This window comes from Clostridium hydrogeniformans DSM 21757 (assembly GCF_000686705.1).
Taxonomy (GTDB): Bacteria; Bacillota; Clostridia; order Clostridiales; family Clostridiaceae; genus Clostridium_Z; species Clostridium_Z hydrogeniformans.
The window spans coordinates 185,472-211,225 of record NZ_KK366004.1 but is presented as its reverse complement, the minus strand read 5'-3'; the positions used below and the strand labels follow the sequence as shown (position 1 = coordinate 211,225).

At 27.6% G+C, this 25,754-nt stretch carries 24 protein-coding genes; 9 read left to right on the top strand and 15 right to left on the bottom strand.

Annotated features, from left to right (window positions below):
• Nucleotides 1-11: 11 nt before the first annotated feature.
• The 4 genes from BR69_RS0114260 to BR69_RS0114240 all read right to left on the bottom strand — a co-directional run bounded on the left by BR69_RS0114260 (nucleotide 12) and on the right by BR69_RS0114240 (nucleotide 5,650).
• Nucleotides 12-806, bottom strand: coding sequence for a divergent polysaccharide deacetylase family protein (locus BR69_RS0114260; RefSeq protein ID WP_027633772.1), 795 nt, complete (start codon nucleotides 804-806; stop codon nucleotides 12-14).
• A gap of 545 nt (nucleotides 807-1,351) precedes the next feature.
• Nucleotides 1,352-1,972, bottom strand: coding sequence for a copper homeostasis protein CutC (locus tag BR69_RS0114255; protein WP_027633771.1), 621 nt, complete (start codon nucleotides 1,970-1,972; stop codon nucleotides 1,352-1,354).
• A gap of 352 nt (nucleotides 1,973-2,324) precedes the next feature.
• Entirely contained in the window at nucleotides 2,325-4,052 is a 1,728-nt protein-coding gene (locus tag BR69_RS20630) for a 5'-nucleotidase C-terminal domain-containing protein (protein ID WP_051623632.1), read from the bottom strand.
• 224 nt (nucleotides 4,053-4,276) lie between these two features.
• Nucleotides 4,277-5,650: a nucleobase:cation symporter-2 family protein gene (locus tag BR69_RS0114240; RefSeq protein ID WP_027633770.1), complete on the bottom strand. Its 1,374-nt coding sequence runs from the start codon at nucleotides 5,648-5,650 to the stop codon at nucleotides 4,277-4,279.
• Nucleotides 5,651-6,976: 1,326 nt separating this feature from the next.
• Between BR69_RS0114240 and BR69_RS0114235 the strand changes: the two genes are divergently transcribed.
• Nucleotides 6,977-7,513, top strand: a complete 537-nt coding sequence (locus BR69_RS0114235) for an HdeD family acid-resistance protein (protein ID WP_027633769.1) — start codon at nucleotides 6,977-6,979, stop codon at nucleotides 7,511-7,513.
• Nucleotides 7,514-7,800: 287 nt separating this feature from the next.
• Here the strand turns inward: BR69_RS0114235 and BR69_RS20625 are convergent, their stop codons facing one another.
• Nucleotides 7,801-8,259 carry an NUDIX hydrolase gene (locus BR69_RS20625; RefSeq protein WP_051623631.1) on the bottom strand — a complete coding sequence of 153 codons (459 nt, stop codon included), beginning with the start codon at nucleotides 8,257-8,259 and terminating at the stop codon, nucleotides 7,801-7,803.
• Between the two features lie 720 nt (nucleotides 8,260-8,979).
• Here BR69_RS20625 and BR69_RS0114225 point away from each other — a divergent pair.
• Nucleotides 8,980-9,144, top strand: a complete 165-nt coding sequence (locus BR69_RS0114225) for an aspartyl-phosphate phosphatase Spo0E family protein (protein ID WP_027633768.1) — start codon at nucleotides 8,980-8,982, stop codon at nucleotides 9,142-9,144.
• Nucleotides 9,145-9,358: 214 nt separating this feature from the next.
• On the opposite strand, the gene BR69_RS0114220 is transcribed toward BR69_RS0114225, so the two are convergent.
• From BR69_RS0114220 to BR69_RS0114195, 5 genes are all read right to left on the bottom strand, one after another.
• Nucleotides 9,359-9,955 carry a DUF4878 domain-containing protein gene (locus BR69_RS0114220; protein WP_027633767.1) on the bottom strand — a complete coding sequence of 199 codons (597 nt, stop codon included), beginning with the start codon at nucleotides 9,953-9,955 and terminating at the stop codon, nucleotides 9,359-9,361.
• A gap of 397 nt (nucleotides 9,956-10,352) precedes the next feature.
• A complete protein-coding gene (locus BR69_RS0114215; RefSeq protein WP_027633766.1) occupies nucleotides 10,353-10,949 on the bottom strand; it encodes a hypothetical protein in 597 nt (198 codons plus the stop codon).
• Nucleotides 10,950-11,205: 256 nt separating this feature from the next.
• Nucleotides 11,206-13,086, bottom strand: a complete 1,881-nt coding sequence (abc-f, locus tag BR69_RS0114210) for a ribosomal protection-like ABC-F family protein (protein ID WP_027633765.1) — start codon at nucleotides 13,084-13,086, stop codon at nucleotides 11,206-11,208.
• 737 nt (nucleotides 13,087-13,823) lie between these two features.
• Nucleotides 13,824-14,441, bottom strand: coding sequence for a class I SAM-dependent methyltransferase (locus BR69_RS0114200; RefSeq protein WP_027633764.1), 618 nt, complete (start codon nucleotides 14,439-14,441; stop codon nucleotides 13,824-13,826).
• Between the two features lie 179 nt (nucleotides 14,442-14,620).
• Nucleotides 14,621-14,917, bottom strand: coding sequence for a hypothetical protein (locus BR69_RS0114195; RefSeq protein WP_027633763.1), 297 nt, complete (start codon nucleotides 14,915-14,917; stop codon nucleotides 14,621-14,623).
• Between the two features lie 311 nt (nucleotides 14,918-15,228).
• Here BR69_RS0114195 and BR69_RS0114190 point away from each other — a divergent pair, with 311 nt between their 5' ends.
• Nucleotides 15,229-15,636 carry a GNAT family N-acetyltransferase gene (locus BR69_RS0114190; RefSeq protein WP_207640777.1) on the top strand — a complete coding sequence of 136 codons (408 nt, stop codon included), beginning with the start codon at nucleotides 15,229-15,231 and terminating at the stop codon, nucleotides 15,634-15,636.
• A gap of 196 nt (nucleotides 15,637-15,832) precedes the next feature.
• Here the strand turns inward: BR69_RS0114190 and BR69_RS0114185 are convergent, their stop codons facing one another.
• From BR69_RS0114185 to BR69_RS0114170, 3 genes are all read right to left on the bottom strand, one after another.
• Nucleotides 15,833-16,717, bottom strand: coding sequence for an SPL family radical SAM protein (locus tag BR69_RS0114185; RefSeq protein ID WP_027633761.1), 885 nt, complete (start codon nucleotides 16,715-16,717; stop codon nucleotides 15,833-15,835).
• Complete coding sequence (locus BR69_RS0114180) at nucleotides 16,718-17,245, bottom strand: DUF6886 family protein (RefSeq protein WP_027633760.1); 528 nt, start codon at nucleotides 17,243-17,245, stop codon at nucleotides 16,718-16,720.
• Nucleotides 17,246-17,517: 272 nt separating this feature from the next.
• On the bottom strand, nucleotides 17,518-18,072 hold the full coding sequence (locus BR69_RS0114170) for a GNAT family N-acetyltransferase (RefSeq protein ID WP_027633759.1): 555 nt from the start codon (nucleotides 18,070-18,072) through the stop codon (nucleotides 17,518-17,520).
• Nucleotides 18,073-18,997: 925 nt separating this feature from the next.
• Here BR69_RS0114170 and BR69_RS0114165 point away from each other — a divergent pair.
• The 5 genes from BR69_RS0114165 to BR69_RS0114145 all read left to right on the top strand — a co-directional run bounded on the left by BR69_RS0114165 (nucleotide 18,998) and on the right by BR69_RS0114145 (nucleotide 22,725).
• Nucleotides 18,998-19,663 (top strand): amino acid ABC transporter permease, encoded by a 666-nt coding sequence (locus tag BR69_RS0114165; RefSeq protein ID WP_027633758.1) that lies wholly within the window; start codon nucleotides 18,998-19,000, stop codon nucleotides 19,661-19,663.
• Entirely contained in the window at nucleotides 19,644-20,303 is a 660-nt protein-coding gene (locus tag BR69_RS0114160) for an amino acid ABC transporter permease (RefSeq protein ID WP_027633757.1), read from the top strand. Before BR69_RS0114165 ends, BR69_RS0114160 begins: the two co-directional genes overlap by 20 nt.
• A gap of 28 nt (nucleotides 20,304-20,331) precedes the next feature.
• Nucleotides 20,332-21,075: an amino acid ABC transporter ATP-binding protein gene (locus tag BR69_RS0114155; protein ID WP_027633756.1), complete on the top strand. Its 744-nt coding sequence runs from the start codon at nucleotides 20,332-20,334 to the stop codon at nucleotides 21,073-21,075.
• A 79-nt stretch (nucleotides 21,076-21,154) separates the two neighbouring features.
• Nucleotides 21,155-22,030 carry a transporter substrate-binding domain-containing protein gene (locus BR69_RS0114150; RefSeq protein WP_027633755.1) on the top strand — a complete coding sequence of 292 codons (876 nt, stop codon included), beginning with the start codon at nucleotides 21,155-21,157 and terminating at the stop codon, nucleotides 22,028-22,030.
• A 233-nt stretch (nucleotides 22,031-22,263) separates the two neighbouring features.
• On the top strand, nucleotides 22,264-22,725 hold the full coding sequence (locus BR69_RS0114145; RefSeq protein ID WP_034849949.1) for a DUF2691 family protein: 462 nt from the start codon (nucleotides 22,264-22,266) through the stop codon (nucleotides 22,723-22,725).
• Nucleotides 22,726-23,221: 496 nt separating this feature from the next.
• Here the strand turns inward: BR69_RS0114145 and BR69_RS0114135 are convergent, their stop codons facing one another.
• Nucleotides 23,222-23,887: a nitroreductase family protein gene (locus tag BR69_RS0114135; RefSeq protein ID WP_027633752.1), complete on the bottom strand. Its 666-nt coding sequence runs from the start codon at nucleotides 23,885-23,887 to the stop codon at nucleotides 23,222-23,224.
• Between the two features lie 356 nt (nucleotides 23,888-24,243).
• On the opposite strand from BR69_RS0114135, the gene BR69_RS0114130 reads away from it, so the two are divergent.
• Nucleotides 24,244-24,591, top strand: coding sequence for a winged helix-turn-helix transcriptional regulator (locus BR69_RS0114130; RefSeq protein WP_027633751.1), 348 nt, complete (start codon nucleotides 24,244-24,246; stop codon nucleotides 24,589-24,591).
• Between the two features lie 794 nt (nucleotides 24,592-25,385).
• On the opposite strand, the gene BR69_RS0114125 is transcribed toward BR69_RS0114130, so the two are convergent.
• Nucleotides 25,386-25,754 (bottom strand): DUF4180 domain-containing protein, encoded by a 369-nt coding sequence (locus BR69_RS0114125; RefSeq protein WP_027633750.1) that lies wholly within the window; start codon nucleotides 25,752-25,754, stop codon nucleotides 25,386-25,388.

The following is a 25,754-nucleotide window of genomic DNA, read 5'->3' as shown; positions in this document are numbered from 1 at the left end:
AACCTTTATTTCTATTTAATTTGAGATAAAAAAACAAATTCTACCCCTTGTTTTTGAAATTTTCCCATCTTATTTCTTATTCCATTGACGGTAATCTTGCCTCCTTGAGCACCAACATGACCTATAACAATAGCATAACCTTTCTCTTTTGCTATTTTGTAGGCATTCTCCAGTTCTTTCTCCACATTCTCCTGGCTATGAACATGATCTAAGAATACATCCCTTTCATAATAAGGAATAGACATTTCTCTGCATAATTCCGAAGCCTTTGATTTACCTGTAGTTTTAGAATCTAGAAAAAACATATTTTTTTCTTTTAACACCTTAAAGACTTCTCTTAGTATCCTCTCATCCTTAGTTATTTTAGATCCCATATGATTATTCATTCCCTTAGCCCCACTTATTTCACCTACTGCTTCTCTCACCCTCTCTTCCACTTCCTCATTTGAAAGAGATGAAATTATAGGCTTTTTTCCTAACCAATGAGGTTTCCCATGTTCTGGTTCCATAGGCATATGTATAATTACCTCTTTCCCCTTTTCAATAGCTTTTTTGCTTTCTTCTTCACTATAAGGTGCAAAAGGCATCACTGCAGCAGTAATTGGTATATCTAAATTAAGCATTTCTTCTGTACCTTCCCCTCCATTCCCAAAATCATCAATAACTATAGCTATCTTCACCTTATTATTTTCTTTCTTCTCCTCTTCATTGCTCTTACCATTTGAAATAAGTGATGGACCACTAACTAAAAACGTTGATATAAGAAATAATATGATTACTATATATTTAGTATTTTTTTTATTCATATCACTGACTATCCTCCTATAAAAAATCATTTTACTTTAAATCCTCTTCCTATTTATAAGTCATAGGACAAATTTTATTATTCCCATTTGTTCTAAAATTTAAATATAATAAAGAAAAGGAAATTAATTTCAGTACTTTAATAAAAAAAATGATAGAATTCCATCATTTTTCACCTTCAAAAACACATATGTATTTTTTTACCTTTTAAACCCCAAAATATTAATTCTTTCATTTTATTTCATACTACTATCTTCATTTCCAATCCTATCAGCACAATATTTTGAATTTTTGTAATAATAAAAAAACATTAATATATATTTTAAGCTTCTTTTTCTTAATTCTTCGCCTTTATAAAATATATTTCTTTGTCTATTCTTACTAAAAGAAATTTTTTCTTAAAATAAATATTTTTTATAAAATCTTTAAACTTTATTGTTTTAATTGTATGTTTTATTACCTCTAAACTCTTTTCATTTAAAATTTATCCATAAAAAAAGAGCTATTATAATGAATAAATAGACATTATAACACCTCCCTTTTCCCACTATAACTCTCCTACTATTTTTGTTCCATGAAATTCCACCGCTCCTGTATATTCTTTAAGCTCTTTATAATTATCCCTTGTAACTCCTCCTCCTGGCAGAATAACTATTTTACCCCCTCCTTCTTTAATAAGAGATTTTATAACTTTTTTTCCCTTAAAAGCATTTTCATGCCCGCCTTTAGTCAAAACCCTATGAACCTTAAGATCAATAAGCTCTTTTAGAGCCCTACTTTTATCCTCTATTTCATCAAAAGCCATATGAAAAGTGATGTTTAAAGGTTTAGCTTCCTCTATAAGTTCCTTTAATCTAACCTTATCTATATTGTTATTTCTATCTAGAATCCCAATTACTATCCCATATACCCCTAGCTCCTTACACATCTTAATATCTATTTTCATTATTTCTATCTCCTCTTTCGTGTATAAAAAGTCTCCTCCTCTTGGACGTATTATGACCATTATAGGAAGATCAACATTTTTACAAGTCATAGATATAGTTCCATAACTAGGTGTAGTCCCTCCCTCAATTAAATTATCACAAAGTTCTATTCTATGAGCTCCAAGATCTAAGGCCCTTTTAGCATCTTTATAACTTCCAACACAAGCCTCAAATATATCCATTCCTTTTTTCTCCTTTCCTATAAATAATGTTTATTAAATTATATACTTATAAAAAACCTCTATTCAATACCTATGTACTTATATATTTGTAGAACTATCCTATAAATTTTTCTTATCATATTTATAAAGGTTATAATTAAAGTATAAAGGACATTGTTTCAAACTACCTAAAAGTTCTAAAAAATAAAGTGATGTATGTAACGGAAAACAGGTTCCATTACATACATCACTTTATTTATAAACTTTTATAAATATACTTTATAAAAGTTCTTTATAGCTTAACTTAAAAATTAATTTTAAAATTAACTTTTTTCCTTTTAAAATTAATTTTCCTTTTCTTAATAATATATTATTAAGCTACTTGATTTTTCTTCTTTCTAGCTAGGAAAACCCCAACTACTATCATCATACTTCCAATAACCATAAAATCATCATAGCCTAAGTCATTTCCTGTTTGAGGAAGAACTTCTTTATTATCCGTATCTTTATTCTCACTTACCGGAATTGAAGTATCTTCATCTTTAATGTTATCCACTCCAGACACTAGTGTGTTACCATCAAACTCAAAATGAATATTTTTTTCTTTCTTAAGCTCTACAGCAACTAAGTCTCTTAAAGGCTCCATAGTATCTGAAACTTCTATAGCACCTGTAAAATCATACTTATCACCTTTGTCCATCATAAAATCATTAGTTGCCACAGTATAATACTTATCATTCTCCACCTTAGTTCCATCTAATAACCTCATAGAAGTTATTTTATTTCCAAAAGGTGCTTCTTTATCATAAAATACCCTTAATCCATAAAACTGTACCCAACCAACTTCTTTGTTATCTATTCCATTTTCTAAAACCCTTTTAAGGTCTGATCCTTTAAGTTTCATAGTAACTAACGTATTATCAAAAGGCATAACCTCATAAAGATTACCTACAGTTATTTCTCCTTTAGTTAGTGGCACCCTAAGTCCACCACCATTAGTTATACCTATTTGAACTCCCCCAGCCTTTGCCATATACTTAGTTGTAAATTGTCCAAGAGGTGAAAGTCCTATATATCTATCATGAGGAAGATCTGAATCTATATTAGTTATAACTTCTGAAAGTATAGGCTTAAGTTTCTCTTCATATCCCTTAACCATAGCCTTTACTCCCTGATCTTCTACAAGGTCCTTTCTTTCATATAACTTATCCACATTATTTTTAACATCCTTAATACTTCCATCTTTATTAAATGTAAAAGTAAGTCTAGCTAATCCTCTACCATTATTCATAGCTTGAACAACAGGAACATTGTTAACTCTTCCATTAACATACTGATGAGTATGAGAGCTTATAACCGCATTAAGTCCAGGAACATTTTTCACAAGTTCTTCTGCTTCTCCAGTTATTACTCCATTTTTATCTTGAAATGATCCAATATGCGTTAGAGCCACTATTGCATTAACCTTTTCTACTTCTTTAAGATGCTTAACCCAAGTTTTTGCAGCTTCGCTAGGGTTTTTAAACTCAAAGTTTTTTACATTATCAGGCTTAGTTTTAAATGCAGTTTCAGGAGTAGATAGTCCTATAAAACCTATTTTAACTCCATCTTTTTCTACAACTTTATAAGGCTTAGCCCACTCCACTGGTTTATTAGTATTTTTATCATATATATTTGTAGCTAAAAAATCAAAGTTACCTTCTTTAGCCCACTTACTTATAAGATTATAACCCCAATCAAACTCATGATTTCCTATAGCTGATGCTTCTATGTTCATTGATTTTAACATTTCACTAACTGGATCACCCTTTGTAAGGTTAGACATTGCAGTACCTTGATATAAATCTCCTGCTGAAACAACCATAGTATTTGGATTTTCCTTTTTTATCTTTTTAATCTCTCCAGTAAGCTTTGCTGCTCCTACATTTTTTCCACTTTCATTAAGATTCCCATGAAAGTCATTAAAGGATAATATGTCTATTACTTTCTCTTCTCCTTTAACTTCTTCTGAAGCTTTGGCATTATATGGAAGAATAAGTCCTATGCACATAACTAAAGCCATGAAAAATGATATACGCTTAATTTTTTTCCCCTTATTCATGTTTCCCCTCCTAATTGTGAAATCTTTTTCATAATTATATTATACTATATCTACCATATATTTGTATTATATAAACTTTAATATTTGTTAATATTAAATACAAAGATTTATTTTCTCCCCCTTCTTTTATAAGAAGTACCATGAAGTTAATCTAACCCTCCTAAAAATAACCTTATAAAAAATGACCTACTATATAAAAGTAAGTCATTTTTAAAATATATAATTTAAACCGAAGCTTCATTAACCTTTGGTTCATTATTTTCTTTTTTCACTATCCCTAACTCATTGAAAAAGTAATTTAGTATTATAGCAGCAAGGCTTCCTGTAGTTATACCACTATGAAATAATGTATTTACCCAATCTGGAAAATTGTGATAGAATGTCGGTACCGCTAAAGGTATCATTGAAAGTCCAAGACTTATAGCAACTATCATTCCATTTTGCGTTCCATCAAACTGAACCTTTCCAAGGGTTTTTATTCCCCCAGACGCAACCATACCAAACATAGCAAATCCTGCTCCTCCAAGAACCGGATATGGTATTGAGGCAACTATCGCTCCCATCTTAGGAAATAATCCAAGTAAGAAAAGTATCACTCCTGAAGTAGCTACTACGTAACGACTCTTTATTCCTGTTAAATTAACAAGTCCTACATTTTGAGCAAAAGCAGTATGTGGGAATGTATTAAATATTCCTGCCATCATTGTAGCAAAACCATCTGTTCTAAGTCCTCTTGCAAGATTTTTATCATCAATAGGTTTCCCAACCATTTCATGTATAGCTATAAGATTCCCTGTAGCTTCAGTCATAATTACAAGCATTACAAGAAGTAATGAAATTATAGCAGAAACATCAAAGTTCCAGAAACCAAACTTAAATGGTATATTCAAATTTATAATTCCAGCATTAGCTACTGAACTAAAATCTGCCATCCCTGTTAAAGCTGCCACAATTGTTCCTACAACTATTCCTATAAGTATAGATACACTAGACCAAATTCCCTTAAGAACTTTAGTTAGAACAAGAATTAAAACCATTACAAATATTGCTAAAAATATATTTTTAGGACTAGCAAAGTTTGGTGAGTTCATATCATTTCCCGCTGACCATCTAGCAGCTATTGGAAGAAGCGAAAGCCCTATTATAGTTATTACAGTACCTGTTACAACCTTTGGAAAAAACCTTAGAAGCTTTCCGAAGAAAGGTGCCATTAGAAAGCAGAATAGTCCTGCTATAAATACAGATGCAAAAATTGTTGCCATTGCAGTATAAGGGTCACCCTTATATCCCCCTGCTATAGCCACCATAGCATTTACAGTTGCAAAGCTTGTACCTTCAACCATAGGAATTTTAGCACCTATATGATTTCCAAGACCTAAAGCTTGAATTATAGTAGCTATACCCGCTATAAATAAATCTGCATTTATCAAGAAAACTATATCACTTTGTGAAAGCCCCACCGCATTACCAACAATAAGTGGCACAGCAACAGCTCCTGCACACATTGCAAGTACATGTTGAAATGCAAAAAGTAAATTTTGTCCCATTGGGAATTTTTCATCTACTGGTGCTACCTTATTTTTATCTAAATTACTCATTTTTCTCCCCCTTAAATACCCCTTATTTTCTTAATTAAGAAACTTTCATTCCAATAATTAGAAATTTTAAACCTGCTTTATTTTTTCTTATGTCCATTAGTAAAATTTTTTATCCCTAATAGGATTTCTGTATTTATCATCTCCCTTGCCATTAATATATTAGTCTTATATAGAGTTAAACCTTAAATTCATTCCTGGAGTTATAGGAATACTTAAACTTAAGAATTGCCCTTCCTGAACCTTACTCTTTAAAACAAATTATTACTGTAATAAAAGAATATATTCAGGTAACATTTATGTGGTATGTTTATATGAAACTAATATTCTAAATTAATAATCTCATCTTCTAATAAGATTCATTAATATCAATGCCTTTCTGTATAAGATCTATTTATATGTAATTTCTGAAAAATGTATAATATAAGATATTCTTATATCTATTTTCTAAATATTATCTATATTGTTTATTTTCTTCAGACCCTCTTATAAAACTTTAAAACCTATGTAATATAACCTATGTAATTATTTTCATACACAAATATAATTTAGTCAATATAGGGTAATGTTCTTTATATAAGTTTATCTTATATATATTTGTCTTTTCCAATACCTATTTTACAGGTAAATATTTACTAGGTTTTTAATAGATTTTGACTTAAATTCCTAGGTATTTTTCAAATTTCACAAGATTGTGATAAGATTTAATTATTCAATATAAGAAAAACTTATATTGAATTTTCTTATAAGTTCTTCTTATTAATCTATATAATTACGTATGATATAAGCGACTAGGTCTATTATGTATGTTATATTAAATTTATTTAAGGTACTTAATAATTTTCTTTCAAAAAACTTAATTTAATAGATATTTTCACTTTATTTTTAAGTATTTAATATCTATTAATAAATATTCTTACTAATAGTAAAGTTTGCTATTAAAATTTCTAATACCAAATTATCATAATTTTTCTTAAAAATAGGTAATTACTGTAATGTATGTGTTATTTTTTTACACTTATGTAGTCTTTATCTTTATCTATTCCTATATATAATCTTTCTAATTCTCAAGTTACAATATTGCACTTAATTTAATTCTCCCTAAAAGTTAATTACTATATTTTATTAATATGGATATAACAATCTAACATTAAGTTCTTTCCTTAAGTTTTTTTAGTGACCTTAGAAACGATGGTAAAATTCAGATAATCTAGATTATTTAATAAAACATGTATAATTTTTATTTACCATTATTATTTAGTTAAAGCTTATAAATTTTAAAAGATATATGAATACTATATATGACTAAATAATGAAGGAGGATATATTATGAGTAAAACCTCATTTTCATCAATATTTCAAGGAATTATATTTATAATACTTGGAATTATAGCTTTTATGTACCCTAATACCTCTCTTTTACTCTTAACTACAATTTTTCAATTAGTACTTTTAATTTTAGGAATAGCAAAACTCTTAAAAGTTTTTCTATATAAAAGTAAGTTAAGAGAAAGTAATAGTTTTTATGTTGAAATCTTTGAAGCTGTAGTATTCTTAGTGATATCAGCAATATTTTATCTTAATCCTAATCTATCATTAATATCATTTTCCTTGGTTCTAGGAATTTGGTGTTTCTATAATTCTCTTTTATCTTTTATAAGAGCCTTAAGGAGTTCTACATCAACATATTGGTTAAATTTAATTTTATCCCTCTTTTCCTTAATAGCTTCTATAATTATTTTACTCCATCCTTATATAGCCTTATTTGCATTAACAACCCTAATAGCTATATATCTTATCTCTTCTGGAATAGATATGCTAATATACGCCTATAGTAAAGATAATGTTAAAAATCCTATACAATAATATATAGTTTTTCTAAATATCATGTTTTTTAAGTATATACTTTAGCTAAATCCTTATTGCTTTAATAATCTATACTACTAAAGATTAGCTAAGATTTATAAACTTTTAGGTTTCATTCACCTTAAAGTCATTTACCGTAAAAGCACATATAAATTAATTTCTACCTTGCCAATTCAATTAATCTTATAACTAAAAAATATAAAAGAAATCATAAAAGGATGCACCCTAATTAAACTTAAGGTACATCCTTTACTTTTAAAATAGTCATGGCTTTATATTTATTAAGTCTAAAAAGGATAATTATATATTCCCCTATATTTAGACTTTGCATCTCTTATTAAGGTTTTCACTTCTTCATAATCTAATTTTATTAGCTTTTCTTTAAATACAGTATGAATCCTTTCCATAGATTCATCATCTATTTCTAGCCACTTATAATAATCATGCTCTTCTGATAAGGTAATATTACCTTCTACTATTCTACATAAGTATATAACCCCTGCTATTTCATGATTTTCTCCAACCCAATTCCATGTATCTAAAAGCTTAACTTGTTCAATATTTAATTTTGTTTCCTCAAAGACTTCTCTTTTTAAAGTATCTTCTAGACTCTCTCCAAATTCTAGTCTTCCTCCTGGAAGCTCTAGCCATTCTTCCTTAGTATCTTTTCTGTGCATAGCTAAAAATTTACTTCCATTAACTATAAAAGCCTTTGATGCAACATATATTTTCTTGTCTTCTATCATAGTAACCCCCCTATTGATTAACTAAATAAAAGTTTTCCAAATAATAAAACCTTTACAGTCTAATTTAGTCTTATTATTTCAATAATTATATCATATCTACCTATTTGCGTAATGAAAATTCTGAAAATATAATCCTTAATAAGAATGTATTATACCATCTTTCTTAACCCTCTTTTGAAAATAGTTAAAAACTAGTGTGCCTACTAATATCCATCCTATAGATATTAGTAGAAGTCCTCCATATTCATAAATATTTATAGAACTTCCTGATATATTTTTTCTTATAAGATCATTATCTATTTTCTATTTATGCTTACATATCATATAAATATAACAGCTACGATATTTAGTATTAAAAAACCTTTACTCTCCCTATCATGTCCAACCACTACTTTCTGTAATAATAACAATAATCTGTACTAATACTTTAATAATTTCTGTTATCTAAAGCTATACATTTTATAACATTTAATTAATTATATGCTTTATATTATTATAACAAGTTTTAAGCCTTTTTGGAAATTTAACGTAAATAAGTTTTCTTATCCCTTCTCTAAAACATATAAATGGATAAATTTTTCTAATTAATATAGGTTTATTAACTAGGGATTTTATCTATTTATATATGAAATTTATCAGTATTACAACAGATATGAAGTTAAACCTATGATTATTCCTCCTTTAATTTAGTATACTTTCCCCTAGGAAAGGAGGGATATTATGACAAAAATACAAGAAATAACACAAAAGATAGAGGAATTAAGAAATTTAATGCACTGTCTAATGAATGAAAGTCATAAACTAACAGATGTTGAGTTAGTGACCCTTAGTCAAGAATTAGACGAACTACTTAATGAGTACAATAGACTTTTATGTAAGAAATAATATACTTGTACTTATTTAAGTAAAATCCTAGAGCACTTGGTAAATAAAAATATTTAAACCAAGTGCTCTTATAATATTCATTATTAAGTACTTATATCTTTATATGTATTACTAATCACAATGAAAGTTTTAAGTAAATAAAAACACTTCAAGAATCTAAAACCTATCCTATTAATATAGTTTTAAATCTTAAAGTGCTTTTTCATTATTTTATTTATTTCTTAAGTTTATTTTCAAATTCCCTTATTTCTTTAGGTAACCCACCGCTTATTGCATTCTCTAAGACTTCATCTTCTTTTATTACCCAAGAATTATCTTTTTTTACTAAGTTTAAGTCTACTTCTGATGTAACTTTAGCTAAGTCCTTATTTTCAAACTGTTTTATAAAGGACTCTTCCACCAATTTGTCACTTTCTTCATCGCTCATTTTCTTGCCTTCAAAGCTAGCTTTCATAAACTTTTGAATAGCATCTGCCATTACAAGTTCAAATATCTTTTTCATATCTGGTGCAGTAACTTTAGCTTTTACTGTAGCAGTTTCACCGTCTACCTTAGCATCACCAATTACATCCACTGATATATGATTAAATACCTTCTTTGCTAATTCTATCTCTTTTTCACTAACATCTTTGTCTTTCTCTTCTGTTTTTCCTTCAGTAAGCTTATTTACTTCCTCAACATTTCCATTTTTCACAGCTGTAAAATACTCATTAACAACATTTTCTGGCTTTTCTACTTTTTCTGTTTTATTACAAGCCGCTAATCCTACAGTTAATATTGATACTAATAAAAATGATACTATTTTTTTCATTCTGTCTCCCCCTTAATTTATCTATTATATGTTAACAAATTAGAAATATTTATTCAATAATGTTAATATATAAATCATAATTCAAATTGTTACATATATTTTTTTCACTCCCCAACCTTTTAAGTAAAACTTATGTTTTTTTCTGTGTATGAAGTATATGATTAAATTTTTGTTGCTATATTAGCATTAGACACAAATATCTTAGAGGGTATTATTAAATCATCTAATAATACTTTCTAAGATATGATTATAAAATATATTATTTTATTATTCTATAATAAACTGAACCACCCAAAATCCATAGTAAATTATTCTTAGTTATGATTTAATTTATAAACAAACTCCCCGAATAATAACAACGCCTCTCTATGATTACACCTTAACTTTATTATTTTATTTACTTTTTAACTTTATCTTCAAACTTCCTTATTTCTTTAGGTAAACCAGCTCTTATTGCATTTTCTAAAGCACCATCTTCTTTTATTACCCAAGAATTATCTTTTCTTACTAAGCTTAAGTCTACTTCTGATGTAATCTTAGCTAAGTCCTTATTTTCAAATTGTTTTATAAAGGACTCCCCCACCAATTTATCAATTTCTTCATCTCTCAGTTCCTTCCCCTCAAAAGCAGCCTTCGTAACCTTTGTAGTACAATCTGCTATTACAAGTTCAACTGTCTTTTTCATATCCGGCGTAGTAACCTTAGCCTTTACTGTAGCATTTTTGCCATCCACCTTAGCATCTCCAATTACCTCTACTGATATATTATTAAATACCTTATTTACTAATTCCATTTCTATTTCACTAAGATCTTCGTCTTCTCCTTCAGCTTCTCCTTCAGTAAGTTTATTTGCTTCCTCAATATCTACATTTTTTAAAGCTGTAAAATACTCATTAACAACATTTTCTGGCTTTTCTACATTTTCTGTTTTATTACAAGCTGATAATCCTAAAGTTAATATTGATACTAATAAAAATGATACTATTTTTTTCATTCTGTCTCCCCCTCACTTTAACTATTATAGGTTAACAACTTGGTAACATTTATTCAATAATGTTACCATATAAATCATAATTCAAATTATTACATATACCCTCATAATTCCCTAAATATTTAAGTAAACCTCCTATTTTTTTCTTCCTATTAAGTATATAATTAATCTTTTGTTTCTATATGCATATTAGATACAAATAGCTTAGAACTTATTAAATTATTTATTAATAAGTTCTAAGCTATAGTATAAAAATATATTAGTTGTAAATCATCCAATCCTCTAAAGCCTTATCTAACTTCTTCTGCACACCCTCCTTTTCATTAAAAAGACTATTAAGCTCTTCATAATGAATATTATCTTCCTTCATCTTATTATCAATTAAATTAATTGCCTCTTCTAAATCATTTATGGTTTTTTCTAACATATTCATCTTCCTATCACTTACTTTACATTCATCTATAACCTTAGGCTTTTGAACTTTTGGTTTTTTCACCTTTTCTTCTTTTATAAGTTGGGCTTTTTCATTTATTTTCTGTCGATAGTAGTCATAATTTCCCAAATAGCTATTAAACTCTTTATTCTCAAGAGCTATAACCCTATTACATATCCTGTTTATGAAATATCTATCATGAGATATAAAGAATATAGTTCCTTTAAAATCCTCTAATGATCCCTCTAAAGTTTCTATTGAATCAATATCTAAATGATTTGTAGGTTCATCTAATATAAGTAAGTTAATATCTTCATATAAAAGCTTGCTTAATTTAAGCCTAGTTTTCTCTCCACCTGAAAGATTCTTAACCTTTTTAAAAACATCCTCTCCAAAGAACATAAATTTAGATAAGTACTCCCTAGCTTTCCCCTCTAGTATTTCTATATCATCCCTAAAGCATTGAAGTACTGTAACTTCTTCGTCTTTAAAAGATATATTTTGAGGTAAGTATGCAAACCTTACACCAGATCCAAGAGTTACTAATCCCTTATCTATTTCTTCTTCTTTAAGAAGCATTTTTAAGAATGTAGACTTTCCACTTCCATTCTGTCCTATTAAAGCAATTCTCTCCTCATATCTTACTAAAAGGTTTCCATTTCTTATTAAGCTCTTCTTCTCAAATGATTTTTCAAGGTTTTCTACCTTAATCACTTCTTCTCCTGACCTACCACTACTTATAAATTTTATTTTCATATTCTCTTTATCAAAAGAAGGCCTATCTATCTTTTCTATTTTATCAAGCTTTTTCTCCATACTCATGGCTCTTCTAATAAATTTAATATTGTCTCCATTATGAGACCAGTCCCTAAGCCTTTTTATAGATTCCTCCATAGCCCCTATCTTCTTTTGCTGCTCTTTATAAGCATTAAACTGTAAAAGCATCCTTTCTTCCTTTTCTTTAATATAACTTGAATAATTCCCCTTATAAACTTCACAACCTAAATCTTCAACTTCTATGGTTTTAGTTATTACCTTATCTAAAAAGTACCTATCATGAGAAACTATTATAACTGTACTCTTATTTTCTAAAAGATATCCCTCAAGCCATTCTAGAGAATCCATATCTAAGTGATTTGTTGGCTCATCAAGAAGTAATATATCTGGATTTTCTAGTAGTATTTTTCCTAAAATTAAGGTTGTTTTCTCTCCTCCACTTAAAATATTAAAAGGTCTTTTTAAAAACTCTTCACTAAATTTTAATCCCTCACATAGCTTACTTAACTTCTCCTCTTTTTTATATCCTTCTAAAGCTTCATAGGTTTCTTGTGTATCACTATATTTTCTTAAAGCTCTATCAAGGTCATCTCCTGAAAGAATCTTCATTTTATCCTCTAACATTCTCATATCTTCTTCAATTTCACTTAATGTATTAAAGGCACTGTTTAGAACATCATAAGCACTACATTCCATGGGATAGTCTGGTATTTGTTTAAGATACCCTATGGTAGCCCCTTTTCTTATAGAAATATTTCCTTTATCAATATTTTCTACCCCACTTATGATTTTTAAAATGGTAGTCTTTCCACTTCCATTTCTCCCAACTATGCCAGCTTTCTCACCCTTTTTCACTTGAAAATTTACACCTTCAAGTGCTAAAGTAGCTCCATAGTATTTAGTTACATTGTTTAATGATAATTCGATCATATTATTTCCTCCCTTTAATTAAGGGCAAGGTGTTTTGCTTACCTAAAACTTTCTTGTACAATCTAAAGAACCTTATAAATCCTTCTATATATACTTTAAATCTTATCTTATATACTATACAGGGAAACTATTTTGCTTATTAATATTAACTACATAATTTTTTCTTCATAGATTAAAATTACAACTACTTATTCTTAAATATATAAGATATATCTTCACACAAAAAAATCCAGGCAAGTAAACAAGGCCTAGATGTCAAAAAAATTTAAAATCCAGGCAAGGTCACCTTACCCGGATATTTTTTCTTAATTAATATACTTTAGGTAATAGATGATTATACTTGCTCACTAATGAAAATATGCAATTTTGGACGCACCTGTAGCCTTAACAGCAAATTTTGCTGAAATTCTTCTACATGCTATGCTAATGTTTTGCATTTTACATTCTAAGCAAATATTCATATTACTACCCTCCTTAAAAATTATCTATTTTATCATACTATAAATTAAGTATAATTTCAAGAATATTTTTAATATTTTCTATTTACTTTTCTTTTCTCCCACTCTTCTTTCCATAGGACATAATTTTACCATTATAATCCTCCTATACATTCAATTCCTTAAAACTTTCTATTTTAGTTATTACACTCTTAAATATTAATCTATAAGTTATATTTGATAATCTAGTTCCTCAATATTTTAGCTATAAGAAAGATTTTCTATAAATTAAAACTTACCTTATAAAATCTTTTTTCCTATCATAGAAAATAAAGCGTAATTCACCTTTTCTCCCTCTACTACTTTTTCATCATAGTAAAAGGTTCTTGACTCTATATCTTTTAAGCCTAGTTCACATAATATATTCTTTAATTTCTCTTGATTAAATCCATTATGCCCATTAAATCCATGATGATCTTTATGAAATTTTCCATCCTCTTCATCTAAGTCTACAATACATAATACTCCATTTTTTCTTAACACCTTAGTTAAACTTTTTAACACCTCATATATGTCTTCAACATGGTGAAGTGCCATGGAAGTATAAATTACATCATATTTATCTTCTAATATAATGTCCTTATTTATCTCTCCACATATTCCCCTCATATTATTTATGTTTCTTTGCTTAATCTTAGAATTTAAAACCTCTATCATGCCTTCAGAAGTATCAATAAGATCTATATGATGAAAACTATCATACAGGTTAAAACTAATAATACCTGTACCACATCCAAATTCTAATGCCTTATAGTCTCCTTTTACTTTAATATAACTTTTTATTTCTTCTGAAATAGCCTTCCCCCTCTTTAGCCTAAGATCACTATCCCATATTGCTGCATCTTCATTAAAACCCATAAAATCTCCTCCTCTTAATTCCCCTTAATATTCTTTAGTTAAGAAACTTATAAACTATATAGTCTTTTAATATAAATACTTAACTTCTTAATTAAAAATATAGTTAATTTATCTTGCTTTAGTTAGATGTATAAATTGATCTTAAAACTTAAGACCCCATATATTTATTAAATCATTTATTATATAAAAATTATAGATACAGTTATTATTATTACCCCGCCCATTACAACTAAAATATTAGCTATTTTTCCTACTTTAGAGTCCTCTTTATATTCTAAATTTAAATTACCCTTTCCAATAAGCACAGATTTACTTAAAAGCCCTCTTACTCCTGTAACTATAACTAATATTCCAATTAATATATTTATTTCTATTTCACTTCCCATTAAATGCTTTAATAGGAAACCTAAAAAAATTATTACTATTAAAACCCAAGTCAACTTTTTTAGTATATCTTCTAGTTTCCTATTTTTCATAATAAACACTCCCTTATATATTCACTACTTTATTTCTATTATTTTATAAGAAACTCTAAAGCACAACTCACCACCAATTATATTATATAAAATCTACAATTTACCATAGAATTATAAATTTTATCTATTAAAATTAATTAAGTTTTGATTTCACACTTCTCTCTACTTAAAAGAGCCGTTATAGAATACCTAAATTGGACAACCTTGTATGTAACTAGGTAAAGTGTTATTATATCTGCAAGAAAGTAGATTCCTTTTTAATATATGAGTTATTATTCAAACTATATATTAAAAGATATGGAGGTAATATTATGATTAAATATATTAATTCATTAGAAAATATAAGTGAAAATCAACTAAAAGGATTTTTTGTAGATTGGCCTAACCCACCATCAGCAAAAAAACATCTAGAATTACTTAACAATAGTGATTACTTTTGGTTAGCAATAGATGAAACTACAAATAATGTAGTTGGATTTATAACAGCTATTTCTGATAAAACCTTAAGTGCTTATATTCCTCTATTAGAAGTCCTACCAGAATATAAAGGGAATGGTATTGGAAGTAAATTAGTTGAATTGATACTTGAAACCTTAAAAGACTTATATATGGTTGATCTTCTTTGTGATACTGATGTAGTAGGCTTTTACGAAAAATTCTCTATGATTAAAAGCCAAGGAATGATTATTCGTAACTATAATAGTCAAAGTGGTTTGTAAATTATTTTTTATATTATAAAATGACTTTTTCATAATTAATATGTATTAACTATGAAAAAGTCACTTTCAAGTTTAGGATAAAAACTTTTCTTTTTATCCTAAACTAATATTAATTTTTATAATTTTCAATTTACAATAAGTTACCTTTAAAATGTTTATATAGATTGTTATTTTAAATACTTCCTCTATTTTAAATTTATATTAGTGTTAATTGTTCATAGGATTCTTTTCTATATTTATAGGCTTTTATAATATCCGGCATCTTATATAAAATTCCTTCTTTATGGCAGTTAAGTTTAAAAGTATTCCACAGAGATTTACTTTTTAATGAAACCCCTTCATATTTATATCCATAGGTTTCTATATATTTCTCTCTAATACTTGGAAATAACTTATCAAGCTCATTATAAAAATACTCTCTTTGACCCTCTCTTAATGTAACACCAAAGTAAGGATAAATAAACTTTCCTCCGCATTGTTTGGTTTTATTAATAATTGATATAATATTTTCCTCAGTGTCATTTATAAATGGAAGTATAGGCATTAGTAATACCCCTGTAAAAATCCCTTCACTCGATAGCTCATTCATAGCCTTAAATCTTTTTGAAGAAAGAGAGACACTAGGTTCAATTTTACTACATAGATAATCATCATAAGTAGTTATAGTAAAACCTACACATACTGGAGCATATTTATTAATCTCTTTCAGAACATCTATATCTTTTAAAATTAAATCACTTTTAGTAATAATATTTACTCCAAATCCATAGTTACTTATAATTTCTAAAGCTCCCCTTGTTAGATTTAACTTTTTTTCAATGGGATTATATGGGTCGCTCATAGAACCAGTACCTATAACTCCTAAAGTCTTTTTTGATTTTAGCTGACTCTTAATAATAGATAATGCATTGTCTTTAGCAGCAATCTTATTAAAATCTTTGATATTATAACAGCTACTTCTTGAATCACAGTAAATACAACCGTGACAGCACCCCCTATATATATTCATATTGTAGTCAGTTCCAAACCAGTTACTAGATTTTGTTTTAGTTATTATGGTTTTAGCATTAATATATTCCATCTAAACCACTCCTCTATCCTTGGCATTTCCCATACTACACATGGACCAGTTTAAAGTTGTATCTTGTATTTCATCACATAAGTTCCAAAGATTATCTACTAACCTTACCTCTATATTCCTCTTAAATAATTCAGAAAATAAATCATCCACTATAAGTTTATTTATAGGAGTCTCATCACTTTCACTTACATAATATCCAGCTACCTTATCTTGAAGATAAAAATTTAATGGATTAAACTCATATAAATAAAGGGTAGTATTCTTCATTATGTTAAACCATTTATTTTCTATTACCACCACATGATTGCAGTCCTTTGAAGAAAAGTACCTAAGTCTATCTTCTCTAGAAGTCTTCTCAGAAATATGGTATGTAACTCTTGGGCAATCCCTTGGAGTTAAAAAGTTTGGAAGACACTCATCATTAATTGCCCATACCAACCCTTTACTCTTATCCATGTCTTCTCTAGAAGGTATCCGTGGCTTAAAAACTTCAATGTTACTTTCTTCACTTACATGAAATAGCCTCATAAGCTTCCCCCCTAATTTATAATGTAGGCTTAAGTTTATATTTATAATAATTTCATATATTTTTCTTTAAACCTTTTTTCCTAACTAATATTTCATAAATATTAATAAATTCATCTACAGTAAACTTAATTATATCCCTATATATAAGAAACATGATTATAAAACTTATAGGGTTACTTAACTTATCCATTTAAAAATTTCATTTATTTATCTAACCTTAGGTAGAGGTATAAATCAATTTTAAAACTTAAAACCCTATAATTTTAATATCTTTATAATATTTCTCTTTTTAGTAAAGAATACATTACTAAATCCTCATATTTTTCCCTAAAGTAAGCATATTCCCTAAGTATACCTTCCTCCTTAAACTTTAAATTTTTAAGAAGATTTCTAGAGGAAACATTCTCAGGATACACTAATGCTTCTATTCTATTTAAATTCATAGACTTAAATCCAAAATCTATTATTGAACTTATAGCTTCTTTCATATATCCATGATTCCAATAATTATTTGATAATTCATATCCCATTTCAGCTCTTAAAAATCTATGGTTAAAATTATGATACCCAAGAGTTCCTATAATCTTTTTTGTAGACTTTAGTTCAATCCCCCACCTTATGCTCATGTTATCTTCAAAGCCCTTATTAAATCCTGAAATTAACTTTTCCACTCCCTCCAGTTCCTTTAAGGGAAACATTCCATAATATTTCATAATATCCTCTTTAGAAAAAATTTCATATAAGTCTTTTAAGTCTATAAAGGTAAGTTGTCTTAATAATAGCCTTTCTGTTTCTATTTCAGGAAAAACTTTATTATTTTCTTCCACTTATACTCCCCCTTTTCTTTTTCTCTCTATACTTTAAATATTTATTTTTTCTATTAATGTTTATATCTTACAATAACTTCATAATATAATAGCATAAATTTATTGTAGTTAAAATCTAATTCCATATTTAACAACTTATATTTTATAATCTTTCTCTTAATATATGAATTTTTCTTATTTCAAATATTTATCCTATGTTAATATTAAAAACATGCAAAAATTATTATAATTTATATTTTTTATACTTTCTATTAATTTAATCTATAACCTTTATAATTTTAATAATATATGATGTATTTTTTAGTAATTTCTTATTTTTCTATGGTTATTATTTTTATAAAAAATAACTTATTTAAATCTATAATTAATTAATAATTATTACACATGATTTACACTTTATTATTATAATTAACATTTAAATAAAAATTATTAAAAGTATACATTTACAATTTAAAATATGTTATAAATTCACCATTATATAAACCCCTTAATAATCAAGTCTAAATTCTTTGTATAAATTCTAACTGAATTTTATAATTAATTATAAAAATGAATCTCATTTTCATCAGCATTTCATTTTCATTTATAACCCCATATTATTTAAAGGCTTAACCCTTTAAATATAATTTTCCCATCTAACACCCTTGCAATATTTTTTCTATTCAATTACAATATTATCTAAATACCAGTTATCCGATTTATTTACTCGGAATTAATTTCTCTCTTAATTTATTACTTAAATAATTTGGATAATAAACTAGCATAAAATATTTTTCCCTATATATTGGTTATGAGGAGGATTTAGCTCTTGCCATTTAGAATTTTATTCCTCCTCTATAATTTAGTTTAAAATATTAAATTTAATGTTTACATATAATACATAAACTTGACTAGTCATAATTAAATTTTTTAGAGAGGTATGATTATGGAAATTGATCTTCTTTATATGAGGGACCATATTCCCTTATTTGTTAAATCGGCTATTATAACCCTACAAATTGCTTTTCTTGGCATATTTTTTTCTTTATTAGTTGGGGTTATAAATAACTGTATATACTTTTTTAAGTTAAAAACCTTATCTTTTGTGGTAAGAATATATGTGGAACTTTCAAGGAATACACCTTTACTTGTTCAATTATTCTTCCTATATTTTGCCCTACCTACTTTAGGTATAAAACTCAGTAGCTTTTCTACTGCTGTAATAGGTCTTACCTTCTTAGGGGGAAGCTATATTACAGAAACCTTTAGGTCTGGAATGGAAGCTGTTTCTAATGGACAAGTTGAGGCTGGACTCTCTATAGGATTAAGTAGAGTTCAAATTTTAAGATATGTTATAGTTCCTCAGGCTATCACTATATCTATCCCTGCATTAATAGCTAATGGAATATTTCTACTTAAGGAAACCTCTGTTGTTTCTGCAATAGCTGTCCATGAACTTTTATATGCAACCACTAGTCTTATAGCCATAGACTATAAAACTGCTGAGGCATTAATATTATTAACATTATCTTATGTAATCATATTCTTGCCATTATCCTTAATTCTGACTTTAGTAGAAAGGAGGATGAAGTGTGGACAATACGGCAATTAATCTAGTAATTGAATCCTTACCTCTACTTTTTAGAGGATTACTAAAAACCTTAGAAATCGCTATTTATTCCATTATCCTTAGTACTATATTTGGTCTTTTATTTGGAATAATAAGGACTTCTAAAAATAAGTTTATAATATTTATTTCTAGGTTTTATATAGAATTATTCAGGGTAATTCCTATTATAGTGTGGTTATTTCTTGCCTTCTTTGGACTACCTATAGCCTTTAATATAAGTATTTCAAATACCTTTGCTTCAACTCTTATATTTACCCTTTGGGGAATAACTGAGGTTGGTGAAGTTGTACGTGGGGCTCTTGAATCCATACCTAAAATTCAAATTGAATCCGGAAAAGCCTTAGGTCTGAGTAATTATGATCTTTATAGATATGTTATCATTCCTCAAGGTTTAAGAAGGATGATTCCTTCTACAATAAATGTATACACAAGAATAATTAAAACTACTTCTCTTGCAGTTTTAATTGGAGTAACTGAAGTTATAAAAGTTGGACAACAAATTATCGAAAGAACTAAGGAAGCACTTATAATATATACTTGTTTATTTATTATATATTTTCTCCTATGTTATCCTCTTTCTGTTTTCTCTAGAAACTTAGAGAAAAAACTATGTGACTCTTAACTAATAAAACATTGAAAGGTGATATTTCATGAGTGAACTATTATTAGAATTGAAAGATATAAAAAAATCTTTTAAAAATCATCATGTGTTAAAAGGAATTAATTTAAATGTTAATAAAGGGGAAGTAATAGTTATCCTTGGTCCTAGTGGCTGTGGTAAAAGTACCCTTTTAAGATCTATAAATGGCTTAGAAGAAATTCAAGGAGGTGAAATAAACTTTAAAGGTAAATCCTTAGGTGGAAAAGATGTAAACTGGCAAGAAGTTCGCCAAAGTATTGGTATGGTTTTTCAAAGCTACGAACTTTTTCCTCATATGAAAATCATAGATAACATACTTCTTGGCCCTATGAAGGCTCAGAAGAGATCTAAAGAGGAAGTTATGGTTCAAGCAGATGCTCTCCTTAAAAGAGTTAATCTATATGAAAGAAAAAATTCCTATCCAAGGGAACTATCTGGAGGCCAAAAACAAAGAATAGCCATTGTAAGATCCCTTTGTATGAATCCAGAAATTATACTCTTTGATGAAGTTACTGCAGCCCTTGACCCTGAAATGGTCAAAGAGGTTTTAGAGGTAATTTTAGGTCTTGCAAAGGAAGGTATGACCATGGTTATAGTAACCCATGAAATGGGATTTGCTAAGGCTGTGGCAGATAAAATAGTATTTATGGATAATGGGGAGGTATGTGAGGTGGCTTCACCTGATGAATTCTTTAATAATCCAAAAAGTGAAAGGGCTAAAAAGTTCTTAAGTCAATTTTTAACTGTAGGTTAGGTTCATAACATATTATGAACCCTTCTAAATGCTTAGTAAAAAAGCACCTACACCCATATTATGAAAGGAAGGGAACAAAATGAAAAAAACATTAAAAGCAATATTAGCAATATCTTTAGTTGGAGTAGCTTTAGTTGGTTGCGGAAATAAAACAAAGGAAGCTAATACTACTTCTACTACTGATAGCAATGATTCAGCTGTAATAAAGAAAATTAAAGAAAAAGGAAAAATAACTATTGGAGTGTTTACAGACAAGCCTCCTTTTGGATATGTAGATAAAGATGGGAAAAACGCTGGTTTTGAAATAGCCTTATCTAAGCGTTTTGCAAAGGATATGTTAGGAGATGAATCTAAAATAGAATTTGTTCCAGTAGAGCCTGCAAGTAGAATACCATTCCTTCAATCAGACAAGGTAGATCTTATAATGGCAAACATGACTGTAACAGATGAAAGAAAAAATGTAGTTGATTTTACCAACCCTATAGTTAAGGTAGCTATACAAATTATGGCTCCTGATAATAGTAATATTAAATCTATAGATGATTTAAAAGGTAAAAAGGTTATAATAACAAAAGGAACAACTGCAGATATATTCTTCACTAAAAAACATCCTGACATAGAATTATTAAAGTTTGAAAGTGTTACTGAATCTTTCCAAGCTCTAAAGGATGGTCGTGGAGTCGCTTATGTTAATGATAATCTATTATTATTTGATATAGCTAAAAAGAACCCTGGCTATCATGTGGTAGATTCACAACTTGAAGAACCTTCACCAATAGCTCCAGCTGTTAAAAAAGGAAATACTGAGCTTCTTGATTGGGTTAACAAGGAATTAGAAACCTTAGGCGGAGAAAAGTTCCTTGGAAAACTATATGATGAATATTTAAAAGAATCCTTTGGTACTAACGTAAAAGATCCAAATAGCGTTATAGTTGAAGGTGGTAAGTGGAAATAATCTAATATTTATTAGTAAATTAAGATAAGGGAGTTAATTAAACCTCCCTTATCTTTTTTCTTGGTCCATGAATAACCCAATCAAATATTACACTGTGTACTAAAGAACAAGTTAAATAGCTGCATATACTCCTACTTAGCCTTATGTACTATTTATAGTAGCTTTCTTATATTGCTATGACGAAATATATGTTATAATTGGAATAATTTATATTTAAAGCGAGGTATTTATTAATGCTGGGAGTTAGATTTGAAATTCCTAATGAACACGGTAACCTTATGCATCATGTTCTTAAACCTATAAATATAAAAAATTATAATTGGGGCATAGGAGAAGATGTAGAAATATATAAGAGTTCTAATGATGACTTAGAGGATGTAGCTATATTTAATAAGGATATGGTTCTAGGAGATGAACTTTATGAATTTATAAAGAGTAATATCTGTTACATTATATTTATGGATTTAAAGGCCTTTCCTATTGGATGTGAAACTAAAACTATTGATACCTATGAAGATTTTTTAAATAGTTCCTGTGAGATAATGCTATTTATATCTGACTGTAGTTATGTAGATATATACTGTAAGGATAAAAATATGATTAAAGAACTATATAATAATGGTTTAAAGCAGAATTATTCTTCTCTAGGCTATATAACCGAAAGTAATATAAGAACCTATATGAGGGCTTTTTAGATTATTATTAACTATAATGTTTTATTATATTATTTTTAATTAGGAGGAAGTATTAATGCATGTAAGAAATATAATCCTTGTTCCAAGTATATTCTTACTACTAACTATAATTACAACATATATACTAAATAAATATATAAAAAATAATTCAACCTCTGTTAATCGAAAGATTGTTTTTCTCTTAATCCTATTAATACTTATATTTATATTATTGTTTGCTTTTTCTTCATTCTCAAATCTTATGATAACTGTAATAGACTTTTTATTCTAATAATTAATCTAACATAATTTATGATGTATCTCTTAAAATCAACTATATTATGTTTATTTTAATATCTTATTATAATATAGTTTCTAATTTATATATGAACATTATTATATAATAGAAACTAGCAATAGGGAGTGAAAAACTTAAAGTTTCTCATTCCCTATTTCTAAAATTATTTATTATACACAATAGTACCTATATATTTAATAAGATTTAGTTTTTATTAAGCTATTCTATATAAGTGACAATATCATTTAAATTTTGTCTAGTCTTTCCTCTAGGATCTTTTTTTCTATATCCAAAAGCAACCATAACAGAAACTCCAAAGTCATCTCTAGACATTATTCCTTCTCTCTCTAGAAGTTCATCTAGTTTCTCCATATTAAAGCCTTCTATCGGGCAAGAGTCTATTCCTATTTCTGCTGCTGATGTCATCATATTTCCTAAAGCTATATATGTCTGCTTACATGCCCAGTCAAAAATAGCTCTTTCTCCTTCTAATAAATTAAAGTCTTTTTCTTGGAAAGCTTTATAGAATCCTCTTTTCATGTCCCTTACTTCATCTGGTAATTCTTGAACCTCTCTCATAAAATCATTTATATACTTTGAATCATAAAGCATATGCTTTTTCTTTCTACCTAATATAATTACAAAATGGCTTGATGTAGGAATTTGCTTTTCTCCTCCCCAAGAATATTCCTTTATCTTTTCTCTTAATTCCTTGTTTTGTACTACAATAAATTGCCATGGTTCAAACCCAAAAGAACTTGGAGAAAGTCTTCCTGTTTCTAAAATAAATTCAAAATCCTCCTTAGGTATCTCATTTCCGTTAAACTCCTTACAAGCATGACGAAAATTATAAGCTTTTAATATTTCATCTTTATTATTTATCAAAGTAATCCACCTTTCTATTTTTTTCTTATTCTTTAATTTAGCTACACCCTTAATATATTTATGTTCTTAATATAACTTTTATATTTATTAAACTATAAAAATATTAAGAATAGGAAACTTAAATTATTAAATTCTATTTATATGTTTTCTACTGTTATTTATAATATTAAAACAAAAATATAAATTCTTGAAGTATGCACATTTTTTATATATACTATTAATTATTATACTTAGTATAAAATATATACTAAGTATATTTTTATAGTACTTGTATTATAGATCTAACTTATTATTGTAATTAACTTAAATATAAATTAGTACAATATATAGGTTTAACATAGAATGGAGGCCTAAATGTGAAATCATCTAATTGTAATGAAGAACTCTTATGCTATAACTGTCCAGTAGAAACTACACTAAACATAATCGGTGGTAAATGGAAAGGGGTAATTTTATATCATCTTTTAAGTGGCAAGAAGAGATTTAACGAACTAAGACGTAAACTCCCTAATATTACTCAGAGAATGTTAACCTTACAATTAAGGGAACTTGAAAGTGATGGTATAGTTAAAAGAACCGTATATGCAGAGGTTCCTCCTAGGGTTGAGTATGAACTTACTGACCTTGGTAAGTCTATGGAAAATATAATTATGGAGATATTATACTGGGGAAAAAATTATCAGAAAAACTTTCTTAATAAATAATTAAAGGTTATATCTAAGATTTTAGCTACTTAGATATAACCTTTGTTAACTTCAAACTCCAAATAAATGGGGCTGTTACAATTCATGTCTAGCAAAGTAATTCATATTCATCTAGTATATTTATTATCTTTGCTATTTGTCTTCCAATATTAAGTTATACATCCTTCAATCCAACAAAGCTGATATACTAGTTCAACGCATTCAAGCACCATATTTTCAACGTCTACTGAATAATGTTGAATATTATAACATTTATCTCTATATACATATATTCCTTTTTTCAATACACAAATCATTGCCTATGAAGTTTTGCCTATGTATAAAGTTATTACACTATGTAGCTTATTTGAAATTTATACCTCTTAAAGTTCAATTAAACTTAGAAAAATATATATTATTCTCCATAACTTTCACTTTATTTTTCATAGAAACCTATTGAACACATCCTTTCTTATATATTGTATATTAAAAAAGATGACATCTATGTGTCATCTTTTTTAATTTTAATTATTTTCATTTGTAACTTTGTACCAATTCCTGAGTATGCAACTACATGAATTTCCGATTTATTTAATATATCTAATTTATGAAAATTTTCATGATTAGAAACTTAACCTCTTTACTCTAGCTCTTCTATTATAATTCTCCCTATATTAACTAGTATATTTAGTAATCTAATACTCTATCAATTTCAATAAAATAATCCTCATAAATTCTACATAATTATGTTATAATTCTAAGGAGTAATTTCCTATCTAAATACGAGAAATTATTGTCTAAAAAGTTATTCCTCATTATTTTGCATTAGATAATCTATCTATGCCTTCTTCTTGAGTGCTAATAAAATAAATATTATTTCCTTTATTACTCTCGTATATAAAATCCTTTAATGCTTTACTTGTGTATACTGAGAAATCTCCCCATATAGCAAGCTTTACGCGATAATTAGAGAATTTTTGTAAAATTTCCCCTGCAATACATGTACTTAACTTAAAAAAATCTTCTATGATAGCTTCTTTATTAATAATAAATCTATTGCAGCCTACCTCGTAACTTACAGTGGCCATTAAATCTAAAGCTGATTGTACATCTCGTAATATTATATCGTCGCTTTCAACAATAGCAACTTCCACTCCATTATTATTTATTTTTGTTATTTTCAT

What these genes read in the sequence shown, in the direction of transcription:
- abc-f (WP_027633765.1), bottom strand. Translation starts at nt 13,086, where the DNA reads ATGATCGAATTATCATTAAACAATGTAACTAAATACTATGGAGCTACT.
- BR69_RS0114200 (WP_027633764.1), bottom strand. Translation starts at nt 14,441, where the DNA reads ATGGGTTTTAATGAAGATGCAGCAATATGGGATAGTGATCTTAGGCTA.
- BR69_RS20630 (WP_051623632.1), bottom strand. Translation starts at nt 4,052, where the DNA reads ATGAATAAGGGGAAAAAAATTAAGCGTATATCATTTTTCATGGCTTTA.
- BR69_RS0114180 (WP_027633760.1), bottom strand. Translation starts at nt 17,245, where the DNA reads ATGAGGCTATTTCATGTAAGTGAAGAAAGTAACATTGAAGTTTTTAAG.
- BR69_RS0114185 (WP_027633761.1), bottom strand. Translation starts at nt 16,717, where the DNA reads ATGGAATATATTAATGCTAAAACCATAATAACTAAAACAAAATCTAGT.
- BR69_RS0114125 (WP_027633750.1), bottom strand. Translation starts at nt 25,754, where the DNA reads ATGAAAATAACAAAAATAAATAATAATGGAGTGGAAGTTGCTATTGTT.
- BR69_RS0114235 (WP_027633769.1), top strand. Translation starts at nt 6,977, where the DNA reads ATGAGTAAAACCTCATTTTCATCAATATTTCAAGGAATTATATTTATA.
- BR69_RS0114145 (WP_034849949.1), top strand. Translation starts at nt 22,264, where the DNA reads ATGCTGGGAGTTAGATTTGAAATTCCTAATGAACACGGTAACCTTATG.
- BR69_RS0114215 (WP_027633766.1), bottom strand. Translation starts at nt 10,949, where the DNA reads ATGAAAAAAATAGTATCATTTTTATTAGTATCAATATTAACTTTAGGA.
- BR69_RS0114190 (WP_207640777.1), top strand. Translation starts at nt 15,229, where the DNA reads ATGATTAAATATATTAATTCATTAGAAAATATAAGTGAAAATCAACTA.
- BR69_RS0114225 (WP_027633768.1), top strand. Translation starts at nt 8,980, where the DNA reads ATGACAAAAATACAAGAAATAACACAAAAGATAGAGGAATTAAGAAAT.
- BR69_RS20625 (WP_051623631.1), bottom strand. Translation starts at nt 8,259, where the DNA reads ATGATAGAAGACAAGAAAATATATGTTGCATCAAAGGCTTTTATAGTT.
- BR69_RS0114220 (WP_027633767.1), bottom strand. Translation starts at nt 9,955, where the DNA reads ATGAAAAAAATAGTATCATTTTTATTAGTATCAATATTAACTGTAGGA.
- BR69_RS0114150 (WP_027633755.1), top strand. Translation starts at nt 21,155, where the DNA reads ATGAAAAAAACATTAAAAGCAATATTAGCAATATCTTTAGTTGGAGTA.
- BR69_RS0114165 (WP_027633758.1), top strand. Translation starts at nt 18,998, where the DNA reads ATGGAAATTGATCTTCTTTATATGAGGGACCATATTCCCTTATTTGTT.
- BR69_RS0114260 (WP_027633772.1), bottom strand. Translation starts at nt 806, where the DNA reads ATGAATAAAAAAAATACTAAATATATAGTAATCATATTATTTCTTATA.
- BR69_RS0114155 (WP_027633756.1), top strand. Translation starts at nt 20,332, where the DNA reads ATGAGTGAACTATTATTAGAATTGAAAGATATAAAAAAATCTTTTAAA.
- BR69_RS0114195 (WP_027633763.1), bottom strand. Translation starts at nt 14,917, where the DNA reads ATGAAAAATAGGAAACTAGAAGATATACTAAAAAAGTTGACTTGGGTT.
- BR69_RS0114240 (WP_027633770.1), bottom strand. Translation starts at nt 5,650, where the DNA reads ATGAGTAATTTAGATAAAAATAAGGTAGCACCAGTAGATGAAAAATTC.
- BR69_RS0114255 (WP_027633771.1), bottom strand. Translation starts at nt 1,972, where the DNA reads ATGGATATATTTGAGGCTTGTGTTGGAAGTTATAAAGATGCTAAAAGG.